This window comes from Pseudonocardia sediminis (assembly GCF_004217185.1).
In the GTDB taxonomy this organism is placed as follows: domain Bacteria; phylum Actinomycetota; class Actinomycetes; order Mycobacteriales; family Pseudonocardiaceae; genus Pseudonocardia; species Pseudonocardia sediminis.
Map to the genome: position 1 here is coordinate 5,408,836 of NZ_SHKL01000001.1, position 16,810 is coordinate 5,425,645.

General features: G+C 73.8%; 18 protein-coding genes. 8 read left to right on the forward strand and 10 right to left on the reverse strand.

Going from position 1 to position 16,810, the window contains the following annotated elements; translation table 11 throughout:
• Positions 1-146: 146 nt before the first annotated feature.
• Positions 147-626: a metallopeptidase family protein gene (locus tag EV383_RS25265; RefSeq protein ID WP_242623303.1), complete on the forward strand. Its 480-nt coding sequence runs from the start codon at positions 147-149 to the stop codon at positions 624-626.
• Positions 627-738: 112 nt separating this feature from the next.
• Here EV383_RS25265 and EV383_RS25270 read toward each other — a convergent pair whose 3' ends face one another.
• Positions 739-1,002 (reverse strand): WhiB family transcriptional regulator, encoded by a 264-nt coding sequence (locus EV383_RS25270; protein ID WP_207223868.1) that lies wholly within the window; start codon positions 1,000-1,002, stop codon positions 739-741.
• A 302-nt stretch (positions 1,003-1,304) separates the two neighbouring features.
• On the opposite strand from EV383_RS25270, the gene EV383_RS25275 reads away from it, so the two are divergent.
• Positions 1,305-1,997, forward strand: coding sequence for a site-2 protease family protein (locus EV383_RS25275; RefSeq protein ID WP_423213665.1), 693 nt, complete (start codon positions 1,305-1,307; stop codon positions 1,995-1,997).
• A 24-nt stretch (positions 1,998-2,021) separates the two neighbouring features.
• Here the strand turns inward: EV383_RS25275 and EV383_RS25280 are convergent, their stop codons facing one another.
• From EV383_RS25280 to EV383_RS25305, 6 genes are all read right to left on the reverse strand, one after another.
• Positions 2,022-2,555: an NUDIX hydrolase gene (locus tag EV383_RS25280; protein WP_130292242.1), complete on the reverse strand. Its 534-nt coding sequence runs from the start codon at positions 2,553-2,555 to the stop codon at positions 2,022-2,024.
• Positions 2,549-3,916, reverse strand: coding sequence for a coenzyme F420-0:L-glutamate ligase (locus EV383_RS25285; protein ID WP_242623304.1), 1,368 nt, complete (start codon positions 3,914-3,916; stop codon positions 2,549-2,551). Before EV383_RS25285 ends, EV383_RS25280 begins: the two co-directional genes overlap by 7 nt.
• Complete coding sequence (gene cofD / locus EV383_RS25290) at positions 3,909-4,916, reverse strand: 2-phospho-L-lactate transferase (protein WP_130292243.1); 1,008 nt, start codon at positions 4,914-4,916, stop codon at positions 3,909-3,911. Before cofD ends, EV383_RS25285 begins: the two co-directional genes overlap by 8 nt.
• Positions 4,917-5,005: 89 nt before the next feature.
• Positions 5,006-5,959, reverse strand: coding sequence for a DNA-3-methyladenine glycosylase family protein (locus EV383_RS25295; RefSeq protein ID WP_130292244.1), 954 nt, complete (start codon positions 5,957-5,959; stop codon positions 5,006-5,008).
• A 13-nt stretch (positions 5,960-5,972) separates the two neighbouring features.
• Positions 5,973-7,043: a mannose-1-phosphate guanylyltransferase gene (manB, locus tag EV383_RS25300; RefSeq protein WP_130292245.1), complete on the reverse strand. Its 1,071-nt coding sequence runs from the start codon at positions 7,041-7,043 to the stop codon at positions 5,973-5,975.
• Positions 7,044-7,124: 81 nt separating this feature from the next.
• Positions 7,125-8,015: a glycosyltransferase family 2 protein gene (locus EV383_RS25305; protein WP_242623305.1), complete on the reverse strand. Its 891-nt coding sequence runs from the start codon at positions 8,013-8,015 to the stop codon at positions 7,125-7,127.
• Between the two features lie 322 nt (positions 8,016-8,337).
• Between EV383_RS25305 and EV383_RS25310 the strand changes: the two genes are divergently transcribed.
• The 5 genes from EV383_RS25310 (at position 8,338) to EV383_RS25330 (ending at position 12,648) form a co-directional block, all read left to right on the forward strand.
• The gene (locus tag EV383_RS25310; protein ID WP_242623306.1) at positions 8,338-10,014 is read left to right on the forward strand and encodes an LCP family protein; all 1,677 of its coding nucleotides are present in this window, start codon (positions 8,338-8,340) and stop codon (positions 10,012-10,014) included.
• Positions 10,015-10,037: 23 nt separating this feature from the next.
• Positions 10,038-10,760 (forward strand): TIGR03089 family protein, encoded by a 723-nt coding sequence (locus EV383_RS25315; RefSeq protein ID WP_130292246.1) that lies wholly within the window; start codon positions 10,038-10,040, stop codon positions 10,758-10,760.
• 76 nt (positions 10,761-10,836) lie between these two features.
• The gene (gene ilvA / locus EV383_RS25320; RefSeq protein WP_130295001.1) at positions 10,837-12,072 is read left to right on the forward strand and encodes a threonine ammonia-lyase IlvA; all 1,236 of its coding nucleotides are present in this window, start codon (positions 10,837-10,839) and stop codon (positions 12,070-12,072) included.
• Positions 12,073-12,224: 152 nt separating this feature from the next.
• Complete coding sequence (locus EV383_RS25325; protein ID WP_341273756.1) at positions 12,225-12,314, forward strand: nuclear transport factor 2 family protein; 90 nt, start codon at positions 12,225-12,227, stop codon at positions 12,312-12,314.
• 52 nt (positions 12,315-12,366) lie between these two features.
• A complete protein-coding gene (locus EV383_RS25330; RefSeq protein WP_130292247.1) occupies positions 12,367-12,648 on the forward strand; it encodes an MSMEG_0570 family nitrogen starvation response protein in 282 nt (93 codons plus the stop codon).
• Between the two features lie 60 nt (positions 12,649-12,708).
• Here the strand turns inward: EV383_RS25330 and EV383_RS25335 are convergent, their stop codons facing one another.
• Complete coding sequence (locus EV383_RS25335; RefSeq protein ID WP_130292248.1) at positions 12,709-13,863, reverse strand: acyl-CoA dehydrogenase; 1,155 nt, start codon at positions 13,861-13,863, stop codon at positions 12,709-12,711.
• 91 nt (positions 13,864-13,954) lie between these two features.
• Between EV383_RS25335 and EV383_RS25340 the strand changes: the two genes are divergently transcribed.
• The gene (locus EV383_RS25340) at positions 13,955-14,653 is read left to right on the forward strand and encodes a TetR family transcriptional regulator (RefSeq protein WP_130292249.1); all 699 of its coding nucleotides are present in this window, start codon (positions 13,955-13,957) and stop codon (positions 14,651-14,653) included.
• 347 nt (positions 14,654-15,000) lie between these two features.
• Here EV383_RS25340 and purE read toward each other — a convergent pair whose 3' ends face one another.
• Entirely contained in the window at positions 15,001-15,513 is a 513-nt protein-coding gene (gene purE, locus EV383_RS25345; protein ID WP_278044849.1) for a 5-(carboxyamino)imidazole ribonucleotide mutase, read from the reverse strand.
• Positions 15,506-16,720 (reverse strand): 5-(carboxyamino)imidazole ribonucleotide synthase, encoded by a 1,215-nt coding sequence (locus EV383_RS25350; protein ID WP_130295005.1) that lies wholly within the window; start codon positions 16,718-16,720, stop codon positions 15,506-15,508. Before EV383_RS25350 ends, purE begins: the two co-directional genes overlap by 8 nt.
• Positions 16,721-16,810: the final 90 nt, after the last annotated feature.

The window sequence follows — 16,810 nt, forward strand, 5'->3', positions numbered from 1 at the left end:
CGAGTGCCGCACTGCGACTCGCTGTGGTTCATCGCAGGGCACCGCAGGGCCCGCGACGGGGCCCGTTCGGCTCCCGACCCCCCGACGCGCGGAGGGCGATCCCGCGCTCTGGTCCGCGGAACGGGAGACGGCTCTAGACTGCACGGGTGTCCACTGCACATCGCGTGCTCCGCCGCGCCCCTCGCCGCCGGGATCGCCGCGGCCGGGGGCTGCGCGGGATGATGTTCCCGGTCACCACGCCCGCGTTCCGGACACGGGCCGAACGGTTCGACGCGAAGGTGCTCGAGGCGCTGGAGCCGATCGAGTCCCGCTGGGGGCCCGAGCTCACCGACCTGGACCTGGCCGTCGACGACGTGCCGGCCGTGGAGAGCACGTCGCCGGACGAGGTCGTGTGGGGATCGGGCGTGCTCGCCGACGTCGGGGTGCCGCTCGCGCACCTGGTCCCGGCCGGTGTCGACCACTCCGGGATGCCGACGCGGGCCCGGATCGTGCTCTACCGCCGCCCGCTCGAGGCGCGGGCGCGCGACGGCGAGGACCTGGCCGACCTGGTGCACGAGGTGCTCGTCGAGCAGGTCGCCGAGTACCTCAACATCGAGCCGGACGCGGTCGACGGCGGCGGCGACTAGCACCGTCCCGCTCGTCGCGCGGTTGTCTCCGAGCCGCGCGAACGCCACCCGGATACGAAGAAGGTCCGGACCGAATGACGGCCCGGACCTCGGTTCTCCTGCGCGCTCCCGCTCAGACGGCGGCGCGACGCAACCGGCGGCGTTCCCGCTCGGACAGCCCGCCCCAGATGCCGAAGCGCTCGTCCTGCGCCAGCGCGTACTCCAGGCATTCGGCCCGGACCTCGCAGCCGGAGCAGATGCGCTTGGCCTCCCGGGTGGAACCACCCTTCTCCGGGAAGAACGCCTCGGGATCCGTCTGGGCGCAGAGCGCACGCTCCTGCCAGTCCGGGATCTCCTCTCCCGAGGACTCCTCCAGAAGATCACGCAGCTGCAGCACCTGCGCGTCCTGCTCCTGGACCGTGTGGTCCATGACGGCCAGCCCGACGGACCCACTCGGCTGGATCCCGCGCATGAACATCTCGACGTCGTCCACTCGCCCACCTCCCCGCAACACACCGGCGAATGACACCGCTGTAAGTACAGCGCTGAGGTTCGTCGAAAGCAAGCCGGCTCTGCCGAACGAGTGATGCCTTACCCAGCTTTGTTTAGGCGATTCGGCAGACTGGGTACATGCCCGCCCTCACACGTCGCATCAGTCCCTGGTTTTTCCTTCTCGTCGGCATTGCGGTGATAGGTGGTGTGCTCTGCGTAGTCGCGGCCGGCGCGCAGTCGGAGGCGCTGGCGATCACCGGGATCGTGCTGGTCGTGCTCGGTGGATGGGCCGTCTCGCTGTGCCTGCACGAGTTCGGGCACGCGATCGTCGCCTACCGCGGCGGCGACACCTCCGTCGCCCAGAAGGGCTACCTGACGCTCGACTTCCGGCGATACACCGATGTGGGTTACTCGTTCGTCCTGCCCCTGATCATTCTTCTGATCGGCGGCATCCCGCTGCCCGGCGGCGCCGTGTGGATCAACCACTGGGCGATCCGCTCGCGCGCCTGGCGGTCGGCGATGTCGGTGGCCGGTCCGGCGATGAACCTGCTCCTCGGGATCGTGCTGACGGCCCTGGTGATCACCGTCTCGATGCCCCTGGTGCTCGCGGCCGCGCTCTCGGCGCTGGCCTTGTTCCAGGTGATCGCGTTCGTGCTGAACATCCTGCCGATCCCCGGCCTGGACGGCTACGGCGCGCTGGAGCCCTACCTGCCGGCCTCGGCGCAGCGGCTGGGCCAGCAGGTGCGGCCGTGGGCGCCGCTCGTGCTGCTCGGGCTCATCCTGTTCGTGCCGGGTGTGAGCTCGGCGTTCTTCTCCGGGGCGCTGAGCCTGTTCGGCGCCGTCGGCGGGGACACAGCGCTCGCCTCCACCGGCTACAGCGCCCTGTTCTTCTGGCGCTGACGTTCCTTCCGGCGCCGAGGTCCCTCAGGAGCGCGCGGCGGCGACCATCGTGGCGACGGTGTCGCTGTCCGCCGGCAGGGCGTCCACCGGCCACCAGGCCAGGTCGAGCGACTCGTCGCTGATCGTCGGCCGCGCCCCGGCCGGGGCGCGCACCAGGTACCGGACGTCGAGGTGCCGCGTCGGGACGCCGAGCGAGCACGTCACCGGGTGCACGTCGACGTGCAGCGGGTGCTCGGCGATCTCCAGACCGGTCATCCCGGACTCCTCGGTCGCCTCCCGCAGGGCCGCGTCGCGCAACGTCGCGTCACCGGGCTCGCAGTGCCCGCCGAGCTGGATCCAGCGCCCGACGCGGGGGTGCAGGGTCAGCAGCGTGTGCTCGCCGGTGGCGTCGAGGACGAGCGCCGAGGCGGTCAGGTGCCCGGGAACCGACGCGCGGTCGCAGCCGTCGTCCGGGCGCGCGGCCAGGAACGCCAGCAGCGCCTCCCGCAACGCGAGCTGGGCCTCGCCGGCGGGCGTCCAGGCCGACAGCTCCGCGGCCGCGGTGGCCGGGGCTACCACTCGAGCAGGCCCTGCGCCGGGTCCCGCGGCGGGCGCGGGACGAGCGGCTCCACCGGCGTCCCGACCGCGACGGCGCCGAGCGGCTGCCAGCCGTCGTCCACGCCGAGATGCTCGCGCACCAGATCCGGGACGAAGATCGTCGAGCCGACCCAGCACGACGCCAGGCCCTCGGCGGCGAGGGCGACCAGCAGCGACTGCACGGCCGCTCCCCCGGCGACGGTGAACATGTCCCGCTCGGCGGCGGAGCGGGCGGCGTCCGGATAGTCGTGCGTGCCCTCGTCGGTGCGGAACGGGAGGACCAGCTCCGGGGCCCGGCGCAGCAGGTCGCCGCGGGCCAGCCGGCGTTCGATCTCGTCGGCGGGACGCCCGTCCGCGGTCAGGTCCGCGGTCCAGCGCTCCCGCATGGCGTCCAGCAACGCGGTCCGGCGCGCAGGGTCGCGCAGCCAGACGAAGCGGAACGGCGTCGAGTGGTGCGGCGCGGGGGCGGTCAGCGCGACGCCGACGGCGCGGCGCAGCGCGTCCGGATCGACCGGGACCTCGTCGTCGAAGTCGCGGGTGCTGCGGCGCAGCAGCACCGCCTCCCGGCGTCCGCGCCCGATCGCCTCCTCGGTGCCGAGCCAGAACATGTCCTCGTCGACGGAGCGGACCAGCTCGCGCGCGCCGGAGCCGTCGTCGGCGGGGTGCATGCCGCGCACGACGGCGACCGGCACGGCGCCGAGCTTGCCCTTGACCAGGTCCGCGGCCGCGGCCAGCTCGTCGGCCAGCGCGATCTCGGTGACGAGCAGGTCGTTGCCCTGGGCGTCTACGGCGCCGCCGTAGCGGTGCAGCACCGGCACGCCGGACGAGCCGATCGCCATGTCGGTCTGCCCGATCCGCCACGTCCGGCCCATGGTGTCGGTGACGACGACGGCGACGTCGATCCCGAGACGCTCGCGCAGCGCCCCGCGCAGGGCCGCGGCGCTGGCGTCCGGGTCGGCCGGGAGCAGGGCCAGCTCGTCGCGGCGCACGTTGGAGCCGTCGATCCCGGCGGCGGCCTGCACGATGCCGAGCTTTCCGGCCACGATCAGCGTCTTGCCGCGCCGGGCCAGGATCCGCTCGGTCTCCTGGTCGACGAGCTTGCGGCGCAGCACGTCGCGCTCGTCGGGGTCCTCCGGGGCGGGGACCAGGCGTCCCTCCACCTTGGACACGATCTTACTGGTGACGACGAGGACGTCGCCGTCGGCGAGCCAGGGCGCGGCGTCGGCGAGGGCGGCGGCCAGGTCGTCGCCGGGACGGAACTCGGGCAGCCCGGGGATCGGCAGGATCGTCAGCCCGCCGGTGCTGGCGTGGTCGGGGAACGCGGCCGCGATCGGATCAGTCAACGGGAGTTCCGGCCAGCTCGAACGCCCGGCGCGCCATCTCGGCGGTCGCGTCGGTGTCGGTCATCAGCAGCGGGACCTCGCGGACCTCCGCGCCCGGGACCTCGGCGGTGTCGCCGGTGTGCACCAGGTAGCCGTCGAGCAGGCCGCCCTGCCCACGCCCGCCGTAGTGCCGCCCGACGCCTTCGGCGCTGGTCTCGACGCCCAGCGCGGCCAGGCACGCGTCGGCCATCCCGCGCACCGGGCGTCCGCCGACGATCGGCGACAGCCCGACGATCTTCGCCGGCGTCGCCACGAGGGCCTGGGCCACGCCGGGGACGGCGATGATCGTGCCGATCGAGACGACCGGGTTGGACGGGGCGACGAGCACGACGTCGGCGTCGGCGATCGCGGAGCGGGCGTCCGGGAGGATGTTCGCGGCATCCGCGCCGACCGAGGCGAACCGGTGCGCGGGCGGCCCGGCCTTGTGCCGGATCCACCACTCCTGGAAGTGGATCGCCACCTGCGGAGGCGCGTCCTCGCCGCCCGCGTCCGGGTTGTCGATCACGACGTGGGTCTCGACCCGGTCGTCGGTGGCCGGCAGCAGCCGCACGCCCGGCTCCCAGCGGTGACACAGCGCCTCGGTGACCTGCGACAACGGGTAGCCGGCGCGCAGCATCCGGGTCCGCACCAGGTGCGTGGCGACGTCGCGGTCGCCGAGGCCGAACCACAGCGGGTCGGCACCGTAGGCGGCGAGCTCCTCGCTCACCGACCACGTCTCCGACGACCGGCCCCAGCCCTTCTCGGTGTCGATGCCGCCGCCGAGGGTGTACATGCAGGTGTCGAGATCGGGGCAGACCCTCAGGCCGTGCAGCCAGATGTCGTCGCCGACGTTGACCACGGCGTCGACGGAGTGCGGGTGGCCCTCGGGCCCGGCACCCACCGGGGGGAGCCCGAGCGCGGACTTGACGCCCATCAGGAAGCGGGCCCCGCCGACCCCGCCGACCAGTACGGTGACCTTCACCCGCAGCACCCTACGTCGGTGTCGTGTGGACGACCGTGCAGGGCAACCCTGCAGGTCACGTGACGCTGCGGGTCGGGTCTCGCGACAGGTCACATGTCGCGGTAGTCGCGCGGGGAGAAGCGCGGCCCGAACCGCGGGCGCCGGAAACCGGACGCCTCGATGTAGCGCACGGCGCGCTGGCGCTGCGGGACGTAGGGCGCGAGCACCTCGAGCATCCCGACGTCGTCGAGGTCGTGCCCGAGCAGCGCGTGCCCGACCGTGTTCGGGACGTGGAAGTCACCGAAGCTGACCGCGTCCGGGTCGCCCCAGGCGCGCTGCGCGACCTCGGCCGCTGTCCACACCCCGATGCCCGGGACGCGCCGCAGCAGCTGCCGCCCCTCCTCGCCGCGCAGCTCGGCGGCCCGTTCCAGGCGGTGCGCGACGACGGCGCAGTGCAGGATCGCGCGGCGCCGCGCGTGGTCGACGCCGGCACGGTGCCACTCCCAGTCCGGCACGGCGCGGATCCGGGCCGGGGTCGGCGGCACCCGCATCCCGGCCGGGACGACGCCCTCGGGCCCGGGCGCCGGGGCGCCGAAGCGGCGGCACAGCTCGCGGAACGAGCGGCGCGCCTCGGTTCCGGTGACCTTCTGCTCCAGGATCGCCGGCAGCAGTGTGTCCCAGATCCGGCGCGTCGAGCCGAGGCGCATGCCGGGCATCCGCCGCCGGGCGTCGGCGACGATCGGGTGGTACGCGGTGAACGACGACGGGTCGTCGTCGGCGCCGAGCAGCGACGGCAGCCCGTCGATCTCCCACGCCGCGCCCGGACCCCAGCCGGTGGCCCGGACGGTGCCGTCGGCGCGGCGGCGGATCGCCAGCGTCGCCGGGCCCTGCGGGGTGGTGGAGACCCGCCAGATCGTGGCGCCGTCGGCGACCGTGCGCCACGTCGGGTCGCCGCGTCCGCGACGCAGCGGGGACAGCACGCCGTAGAGGTCGAGGACGAACGGCGGGAGCCACTCACGCTCGACCGGACGTCCGGTTCGCCCGGCGGGATCGGGCTGTGCCACTACACGTCCGCCCCTACACGTCCGGGGAGAACCGCACACCGTGCGGGGGGAGCTGGACGTCGGGCCAGATCCGCATGCCGTGCCGCAGCTCGCAGTGCGCGCCGATCACGGCCCGGTCGCCGACGACGGTGTCGCGCAGGCTCGCGCCCTCCTCGATCACCGCACCGGCCCCGACCACGGAGTTCTCCACGACCGCACCGTCGGCGACGACCGCGCCGTCGAACAGCATCGAGCCCTCGACCTTCGCCCCGGAGCCGACCTTCGCCCCGGCCCCGACCGTCGAGCCGCCGAAGACGAACGCGTCGTGCGCGACCTCGGCCCCGTCGAGCTGCAGGTACTCCCCCGACGGCCCGGGCAGCGCCGCGGACGGCGCGACGCCGCGGACCAGGTCCGCCGAGCCGTGCACGAGGTCGGCCGGGGTGCCCATGTCGCGCCAGTAGGCGACGTCGACGTGGCCCTGGACCCGGGCCCCGGCCTCGAGCAGGCCGGGGAACGTCTCACGCTCGACCGACACCGGGCGTCCGGCCGGGATGGTGTCGAGCACCGAGCGGCGGAAGACGTAGCAACCGGCGTTGATCTGGTCGGTCGGCGGGTCCTCGGTCTTCTCCAGGAACGCCGTCACCCGGCCGTCGCGGTCGGTGGGCACGCAGCCGAACGCGCGCGGGTTCTGCACCCGGACCAGGTGCAGGGTGACGTCGGCGGAGGTCTCGCGGTGGGTCTCGGCGACGGCGCGCAGGTCGGTGCCCGCCAGCACGTCACCGTTGAAGATCATCACGTGCTCGGTGGTCAGGTGCTCGGCGACGTTGCGGATGCCGCCACCGGTGCCCAGCGGCTCGTCCTCGACGACGTAGGTCAGCTCCAGGCCGAGCTCGGAGCCGTCGCCGAAATGTCTCTCGAACGTCTCGGCCAGGTACGAGGTGCCCAGCACCGCACGGCGGATGCCGGCCTCCCGGATCCGGGACAGCAGGTGCGCCAGGAACGGCACCCCGGCGGTGGGCAGCATCGGCTTCGGCGCGGACAGCGTCAGCGGACGCAGGCGCGTCCCCTTGCCACCGACCAGCACGACCGCTTCGACGTCCTGCACGCGGATTCCCCTCCCGGCGGCCCGATGCCCGGGCCGTGACGTGTTCGTGACGCGATTGTCCTACCCGCCGCCGACGGCCCGTCAGGCGGCCGAGCGGGTGGCCAGACGGGACCGCACCCCGAGTCCCGCGCGTAGCGCCGCACGCACCGGTGCCCACCGGGGTCCGGGGTGCCGGTCGGCCAGGTAGCGGTAGGCGCTGCGGTGGTGCTCGGCGAGCATCCGGGCCGACACCTCGGGCTTGCCGGTGGACACCCCGCCCAGGTGCACGACCTCGGCCGAGGGCACGTAGACGTTCTGCCAGCCGGCCTTCCCGATCCGTTCGCCGAGGTCGACGTCCTCGAAGTACATGAAGTAGCGGGAGTCGAAGCCGTCGACGGAGTCGAACGCGGCGCGCCGCAGCAGAAGGCAGGACCCGGACAGCCAGCCCGCGGTGCGCTCGGCCGGCTCCTCCGGGCGGCGGTAGGCCCGCGTCCACGGGTTGTCCGGCCACACCGTGCCGATCACCGCGTGCCCGGCGCCGGCGCCGAGCGAGGGCAGCTCCCGGGCCGACGGGTAGACCTCGCCGGAGGGCTCGCGGATCAGCGGGCCGAGCGCGCCGGCCCGCGGATGCCGCGCCGCGGCGGCGAGCAGGGCGTCGATCGAACCGGGGCCCCACTCCAGGTCCGGGTTGGCCACGATCACCCAGCCGACCTCCGGGCCGAGCTCGGCCACGCCCCGGTTCGCCCCGGCGCCGTAGCCGACGTTCTCCCCGATCCGCAGCAGCGTCACGTTCTCCCGGGCCTCCGCGGCGCGTTCCGGGGCGCCGTCGACGGAGCCGTTGTCGGCCAGCACGACCTGCACCGGCCGGTCGGTCGCGGCGTTCAGGGAGTCGAGGAACGCGTCCAGGGTCCTCCCCGGGGAGTAGGTGACGGTGACGACGGCCAGCTCGTCGCCGTAGGTCCGCACCGGGCCGTCCACGGTTGAGGGGTCCACGTCACCGGACCCTAGCGACGGGGTCCGACGGTCCCGACGCGGCCGTGACCCGATCACCTTCGTGAAGATCACACACGGTGACGCCGGGTGGTTCCGACACCCTCTCGCATCCCGTCCACACCACCGTTGACCAGTGACGATCCGGTCGACACCACCGAGACCGCCGATCACACTCAAGTCAGGGTGCGCTCCCGCGTCCGGGCGAGTGGTCCCGACACGCGGGCCGGACGGGCCTCGGGGCGCGCGCCGATGCTGCACCCTGATGATCCGGCCGGGGACCGTGATCCGGTAAAGGGACGCAGCAGAGGGGGCGGATACCACCGTGACCGATATCCGCGACCCGTGGCTGCGCTCCGCCGACCGGCGGGCCGAGCACCCGCTCCCGGGCCGCTCCGGCTCCTACCGGCCGCCCTCGCCCGCCACCGTCCGGACGTCGTCGTCGCGGAGCTCCGCCTCGCGCACCGCGTCGGCCGGGTCCGCCGCCGCGGCGCGCGCCGCCGCCCGCCGGGAGACGCGCGGGCGCACGTCGGCACCGCCGCCACGGACCGGCACCGGCTGGGACCGCTGGGCCCACCGGCTGCGGGTGGGCGTCGCCGTGTCGTCCGCGGTCGTGATCGCGGTGACCGGTGCGGCGTGGTCGCTCTACCACGACGTGACCAGTGGGATCACCACCACGAACGTGATCACCGGCGGCTCCTCGGGCGGGGACCAGAACATCCTGCTGGTCGGGGTGGACAGCCGGACCGACGCCCAGGGCAACCCGCTGCCGAAGGAGGCCCTGGCCCAGCTGCGCAGCGGCGCCGACTCCGGGGTCCTGAACTCGGACACGATCATCCTGGTGCACGTGCCGGCCGACGGCACCAGCGCGACGGCGTTCTCCATCCCGCGCGACAGCTACGTGAACATCCCCGGCTACCGCCAGGACAAGATCAACGCCGCGTACCCGGCGACGAAGGCCGAGGCCGCGAGCAAGCTCGTCGCCGACGGGGTGAAGGACCCCAGGCAGGTCGACCAGCAGTCCTCCGCGACCGGTCGCAGCTCGCTGATCGCGACCGTGCAGGACCTGACCGGGCTGACCGTCGACCACTACGCCGAGGTCAACCTGCTCGGCTTCTACAACCTGACGAACGCGATCGGCGGCGTCGACGTCTGCCTCAAGGCCCCGGCGAAGGACCCGCTCTCCGGCGCGGACTTCGCCGCCGGGCCGCAGACGATCTCCGGCGCGGACGCGCTGGCGTTCGTGCGTCAGCGCCACGGCCTCGCCGGCGGCGACCTGTCGCGGATCAAGCGCCAGCAGGTGTTCATGGCCGCCGTCGCGAACAAGATCCTCGCGGGCGGGACGCTCACCGACTCGGACAAGCTCTCCGCGCTGATCGGCGTCGTGCAGCAGTCCGTCGTGATCGACTCCGGCTGGGACCTGCTGTCGTTCGCCCGGCAGGCCTCGGACATCGCGGCCGGGAAGATGGACTTCCTGACCATCCCCACCGGCGGCAGCGAGCACAACACCCGCGGCGACGTCGTCGCGATCGACGAGAACCAGGTCCGCGACTTCGTCGCCCGTCAGACCGAGCCGGAGGACGAGCCCGCCGAGGAGGCCTCCGACGCCCCGGCGCCGGCTCCGGTGACCGCCGACGTCGGCAACGGGTCCGGGACGACCGGGCTGGCCGCTCAGGTCGCGGGCACGCTGAGCCAGAACGGGATCACGACCGGCGCCGTCGAGAACGCGCCCGACCGGGCCACGTCGGTCGTGCGCTACTCCCGGGCCGACGGCGACGCGGGCGCCCGCAAGGTCGCCGGAGCCCTCGGCGGGATCGGCGTCGAGCAGTCCGACGGCGTCGCGCCCGGACGGGTGCAGGTGCTGATCGGCACCGACTTCCCCGGGGCCGGCTCCGGGACCGCGGCGGTGTCGGCGTCCGGCTCCACGGGCGCCGCGGCGGCCCCGGCCGCCGCCCCCGTCGCCCCGCCGATCACCGCGGGCGGAGTGCCCTGCATCGACTGAGCCGGTGCACGTAGCCTGCGGGCGTGTCCCTGACCGACGCCCTCCTGGCCCCCGCTCTCGGTACGAACGCCGCCAAGCCGCTCGTCACGCACTACGACGACGCGACCGGCGAGCGGATGGAGCTCTCCGGCACCACCACCGCGAACTGGGCGGCCAAGGCCGCGAACCTGCTGCGCGACGAGTGCGACGTCGAGCCCGGTACCCGGGTCGCGCTGCTGCTGCCCGCGCACTGGCAGACCGCCAGCGTGCTGCTCGCGCTGTGGTCGTGCGGCGCCGAGCTGGTCACCGACCCGGCGACGGCGCAGTGGGTGCTGACCGACTCCGAGCACCTCGACACCGCGCTGGGCGCCGGGCCCGAGGGCGGCGTGGTCGCGCTGTCGCTCGACGCGTTCGGCAAGGGCCTGACCGGCCTGCCCGCGGGCGTGATCGACTTCGCGACCGAGGTGCGGCTGCACGGCGACGAGTTCGTGCCGTGGGAGCCGGTGCCCGCCGACGCGGTCGTGTGGGACGGCGCCACCGGTGACGACGTGCTGACCGCCGCCCGCGAAGCCGCGGGCGTACTCGACATGGGCGCCGGTGACCGGGTGCTCTCGACGCGTGAGTGGAACACCCCGGAGGGCCTGCGCGAGGGGCTGCTGGCGGTGCTCGCCGCGGGCGCGTCGCTGGTGCAGTGCCGTCACGCCGACGTCTCGCGCCTGGACCACCGGGCCGAGACCGAGCGCTGCACGCTGCGCCTGTCCGCCTGAACCGCCCTGGTCGCGGCCGTTGCCGGGCCGCGTGGCACCGTAAGCGGTCGTGACCGCTACACCCGCTCCGCACCCGGTGACCGCCCAGGACGTCGACGAGGCCGCCGGCCGTCTGCGCACCGTCATCGGCCCGACCCCGCTGCAGCTCAACCCGCGCCTGTCCGACCGGCTGGGCGGGCAGGTCTGGGTCAAGCGCGAGGACCTGCAGCCGGTCCGGTCCTACAAGATCCGCGGGGCCTACAACCTGATCGCCCAGCTCGGCGACGCCGACCGCGCCGCCGGGGTGGTCTGCGCCAGCGCCGGGAACCACGCCCAGGGCGTCGCGTTCGCCTGCCAGCGCCTGGGCGTCCGTGGCCGCGTCTACCTGCCGGGGACGACGCCGCGACAGAAGCGCGACCGGGTGGCCCGCCTCGGCGGGGACGCCGTCGAGGTCCGGGTCGTCGGCAACACCTACGACGAGGCCGCCGCCGCGGCCCGCGAGCACGCCGGGACCGCCGGGGCGACGCAGGTCCCCGCGTTCGACGACCCGCGCACCGTCGCCGGTCAGGGCACCATCGCCCGGGAGATCCTGTCCCAGCTGGCCGACCCGCCGGACGTGCTCGTCGTCCCGGTCGGCGGCGGCGGGCTGCTCGCCGGTGCGCTGACGTACTTCCGCGAGCACGCCCCGGACGTCCGGGTGATCGGCGTGGAGCCGGCCGGCGCGGCGAGCATGGCCGCGGCCCTGGCCGCCGGGGAGCCGGTCGAGCTGGAGAAGCTCGACCCCTTCGTCGACGGCGCCGCGGTCCGCAAGGTCGGCCGGGCCACGTTCGACGTGGTCAACGGCTCCGGCGCCGAGATCGTCTCCGTGCCCGAGGGCCGGATCTGCGTGGAGATGCTGGCGCTCTACCAGTCCGACGGGATCATCGCCGAGCCCGCGGGCGCCCTGTCCCCCGCCGCCGCGGACGCCCTCGACATCCCCCGCGACGCGACGACGGTCTGCCTGCTCTCCGGCGGCAACAACGACGTCAGCCGCTACGCCGACATCGTCGAGCGCGCCCTGGTGCACGAGGGCCGCAAGCACTACTTCCTCGTCGAGTTCCCGCAGGAGCCCGGTGCACTGCGCCGCTTCCTCGACGACGTCCTGGGCCCGGACGACGACATCACGCTGTTCGAGTACGTCAAGCGCAGCAACCGCGAGACCGGGCCCGCCCTGGTCGGCGTCGAGCTGGGATCCCCCGATGACCTCCCCGCCCTGCTCAAGCGCATGCACGAGGCACCCCCGCACATCGAGCCCATTCCCCCGGACAGCCCCCTGTTCGGCTTCCTGCTCTGAGCCGGCCCGCCCCTGCCGGGGCCGCTCGGTCCGACCTCGCACAGGTTCTGGTGTCCTCGCATAGGTTCTGCCCTGTGCGCGGACGACCGAACGTGTGCGAAGTGGGCTCGCCCCGGTAGGAACTCGCCGCCCTCCCCGGGCAACGCCTGCGGCTGACCCTCGGGCTGCGCAAGGACGACGGCCGCTGGGTGGTCGCGCACGAGCACCACTCGTTCCCGTTCCGCGAGCCCGCCTCCGGGTGACCGCGGGGCCGGCGAAACGTCGTCGTCATGCGGGCGATCTACCGTCGCGTCCATGCCCGAGGTGATGTTCGACGTCCGCTGGCCGGACGGGTCGGCCCGCTCGTACTACTCGCCGTCGCTGATCGTCGAGGAGTACTTCTCGGCGGGCTCCGGCTACCCCGTCTCCGACTTCCTCGACCGCAGCCGGACCTGCATGCGGATCGCGGACGAGCGGGTGCAGGCCAAATACGGGTTCGGCTGCGCGCAGTCGCGGCGGACGCTGGACCTGATCACCGAGTCGGCGGCCCGGTTCGACCCGGCCGACGAGGTGACGGTCGAGTCCTTCCGCCGCTAGACAGACGCGAGGGGACCCCCGGGGACGGCACGCGTCCCGAAGGGTCCCCTCACGGCAGGGTCACTTGAGCAGCGACCGCGCCATGACCATGCGCTGGACCTGGTTGGTGCCCTCGTAGATCTGGGTGATCTTCGCGTCGCGCATCATCCGCTCGACCGGGAAGTCGCGGGTGTAGCCGGCGCCGCCGAGGAGCTGCACCGCGTCCGTCGTCACGCTCATCGCGGTGTCCGAAGCGAGGCACTTCGCGGCGGAGGAGATGAAGCCCAGGTTCTTCTCGCCGCGCTCGGCGCGCGAGGCCGCCACGTAGACGAGCTGGCGCGCGGCCTCCACCTTCATCGCCATGTCGGCGAGCATGAACTGCAGGCCCTGGAACTCGGCGATCTTCTTGCCGAACTGCGAGCGCTCCTTGACGTAGGCGATCGCTGTGTCGAGGGCCCCCTGCGCGATGCCGACGGCCTGCGCACCGATCGTCGGGCGGGTGTGGTCGAGCGTCGCGAGGGCGGTCTTGAAGCCGGTGCCCTCCTTGCCGATGATCCGGTCGGACGGGATCCGGCAGCCCTGGAAGTAGATCTCGCGGGTCGGCGAGCCGTGGATGCCGAGCTTGCGCTCCTTCGGCCCGACCTCGAAGCCCGGGTCGCCGGAGTGCACGACGAACGCGGAGATGCCGTTGGCCTTCTTCTCCGGGTCGGTCACCGCCATCACGGTGTACCAGTCCGACTCGCCGGCGTTGGAGATCCAGCACTTGGTGCCGTCGAGGACCCACTCGTCTCCGTCGCGGCGGGCGCGGGTCTTCATCGCGGCGGCGTCCGAGCCGGCCTCGCGCTCCGAGAGGGCGTAGCTGATCATCGACTCGCCGGAGGCGATGGACGGGAGGACCTGCTTCTTCAGCTCGTCGGAGGCGGACAGCAGGATCGGGGTCAGCCCCAGACCGTTGACGCCGGGGATCAGCGAGGACGAGGCGCAGACGCGGGCGACCTCCTCCATCACGATGCAGCCGGCCAGCTCGTCGGCACCCTCGCCGCCGTACTCCTCCGGGACGATGATCGCGTGGAAACCGGCCTTGACCAGCGCGTCCCTGGCCTCGGAGGGGAAGCGGCCCTGCTCGTCGACCTCGGCGGCGTGCGGCGCGATCTCCTTCTCGGCCAGATCGCGCACGGCCTCGCGCAGGGCCTCGTGCTCGTCGCTGAGCCGGTAGCTGTCGAAGTCGCTGTTCATTCGCCCTGTCCTCGTCGTCGTCACGTGTAGTTGCAACCGAGAGTAACGGCACTGCGTGCCACCAGCAAATGTCATTGCTACCCTCAGTGCCATGACTGAGACGGTCAACACACGGCGCGGGCGGTCCCCGGAGGGCCGTGCCGAGGTGCGTCGTGAGCTGGTCGCCGCCGCCGCGGCGCTGTTCGACGAGCGCGGGTACGACGAGACGACCGTCGACGACATCGCGACCGCGGCCGGCGTCGGGCGGCGCACGTTCTTCCGCTACTTCCGCGGCAAGGAGGACGCGCTCTCCCCCGACCACGAGCTCGGCCTGGCCCGGATCGCCGAGGTCTTCGCCGGGGCGCATCCCTCCGAGCCGTTGCTCCCGCTGGTCCTGCGGGCCGCGGAGACCGTGTTCGACCTCTACCTCGACGACGCCGAGGTCGCCCGCCGCCGGTTCCGCCTGGTCCACGACGTGCCGGCGCTGCGCGACCGGGAGGCCGCGTCGGTGCACCACTACCGGCGGCTGTTCACCCGCGAGCTGACCGCACGCCTGACCGACGTCCCGGACGGCGAGCTGCGCGCCGCGGTCAGCGCCGCCGCGATCGTCGCCGCGCACAACCAGGCGCTGCGGCGCTGGCTGGCCGACGGCGGCCGGTCGTCCGACGTCGACGCCTGCCGGGAGCACTTCCGCCGGGTCGCGCCGATGCTGCCGCTCGGGGCCGAGCCGGGACTCGAGGACGTGACGCGACGTCTGGAGCGTGCGGCGAGGGCGCTGGAGGGCCGGCCGCCGGAGCAGCGGACCGGCTGAGAGGACGCCGGCCCGGACATGCGTGATCCCCGGGCCGCACCATCAGGTGCGTCACCGAGCTGGACAGGCTCGGACCCGGGGATCACGGGTGACCGCCTGGAACTCACCGGCACCACACCGGTTTCCACGACCGTCGCCGGGGGCCTACGCCGTAGAGCAGAGCCCCGGAGCAAACGTGGTGCTAGCGGACAGCCACCTCACACGTCCTGCAGCTATTCAACGCGGGACCACCTCCTCTCCTGTGTACGGCCACACTACGACCGGATCCGGCCTGCGCGCCACGGGAAATCCGGACGTCTCCGCGGATCACCGGAACGGCCCATCGGGCACCCGTTCCGAACCACGGATCAGGCGCCGGAAGCCTTGTCCCGCAACGCCGAGTCCTTCTCCAGGACCGACTGCGCCAGCTCCGCCTGGAACGTCGCCATCCGCTCACGCAGGGCCGGTTCGGTCGCGGCGAGGATCCGCACCGCGAGCAGTCCGGCGTTGCGCGCGCCGCCGACCGCGACCGTCGCCACCGGCACCCCGGCCGGCATCTGCACGATGGACAGCAGCGAGTCCAGGCCGTCGAGGGTCGTGAGCGGGACCGGGACACCGATCACCGGCAGCGGCGTCGCCGAGGCGACCATGCCCGGCAGGTGCGCCGCCCCGCCGGCCCCGGCGACGATCACCGACAGGCCGCGGTCGACGGCCGACGTCGCGTAGTCGAGCATCCGCTGCGGGGTGCGGTGCGCGGAGTAGACGCCCACCTCGTAGGCGACGTCGAACTCGGCGAGCGCCTCGGCGGCGGCGCCCATCACCGGCCAGTCCGAGTCGCTTCCCATGATCACACCGACCCGGGGCGCACCCTGCTCAGCCACGTCCGGACTCCTCGATCTCGTGGCCGGGCGGGGTGCCGGCGACGCCGTCGTGCACCGACCACCCGTCGGCCCAGGTCGCGGTGGCGAGCCACGTCGCAGCCAGCTCGGCGCGGGTGCGCACGGCCTCGAGGTCGGAGCCCAGGACCGTCACGTGCCCGATCTTGCGGGCCGGGCGCTCGCCCTTGTCGTAGAGGTGCACCCGCGCGTCCGGGAAGCGCGCGAAGCAGTGGTGCAGCCGCTCGTCCATCGACATCGACGGCGCCTCCGGTGCGCCGAGCACGTTGGCCATCACCACGGCCTTGGCGGTCGGGGCGGTGGAGCCGAGCGGGTAGTCCAGCACCGCGCGCAGGTGCTGCTCGAACTGCGAGGTCCGAGCGCCCTCGATCGTCCAGTGCCCGGAGTTGTGCGGGCGCATCGCCAGCTCGTTGACCGACAGGCCCTCGTCCGTCTCGAACAGCTCGACCGTGAGCAGCCCGGTCACGTCCAGCTCGCGGGCGACCCGCAGTGCCAGGGACTGGGCCGCCAGCGCGGTGTCCTCGTCCAGGCCCGGGGCGGGGGCCAGGACGGTGGCGCACTGGCCGTCGACCTGCACGGTCTCGACGACCGGCCACACCGCGGCCTGCCCGAACGGCGAGCGCGCCACCTGCGCGGCCAGCTCGCGGCGCATCGGGACGGCCTGCTCGACCAGCAGCGGCGTGCCCGCCTCGACCAGGCTCGTCACCAGCTCCGGGTCCGGCTCGCGCAGGAACCAGACGCCGCGGCCGTCGTAGCCACCGCGGGCGGCCTTGAGCACGACCGGCCAGCCCTGCTTCGCGCCGAACGCCTCGACGTCGGCGGGGCCCTCCACGGGCGCGAACGCCGGGACGGGCACGCCCATCGCGGACAGCCGCCGCCGCATCACGAGCTTGTCCTGCGCGTGCTCCAGCGCCGACGGCGACGGGCGCAGCGGCACCCCGGCCGCCTCCAGCGCGGCGAGCGAGGCCTGCGGGACGCCCTCGTGGTCGAACGTGACCGCGGAGCAGCCGCGGGCGAGCTGTCGCAGCGCGGCGACGTCGTCGGGGTCGCCGGTGACGACGTCCGGGGTGACGCGGGCGGCCGGGTCGCCGGGGGACGCGGCGAGCACCCGCAGGGTCTGCCCGAGCGCGACGGCGGCCTGGGCCGTCATCCGGGCCAGCTGCCCGCCGCCGACCATGCCGACGACCGGCATCGACCCCGGATCACGCACCGCCCCGGGTGCGCCGGGTGGCTCGGGTACGCCCTCGGGCGTCGGGCTGCTGCCGCTCGCGCTGCTCACAAG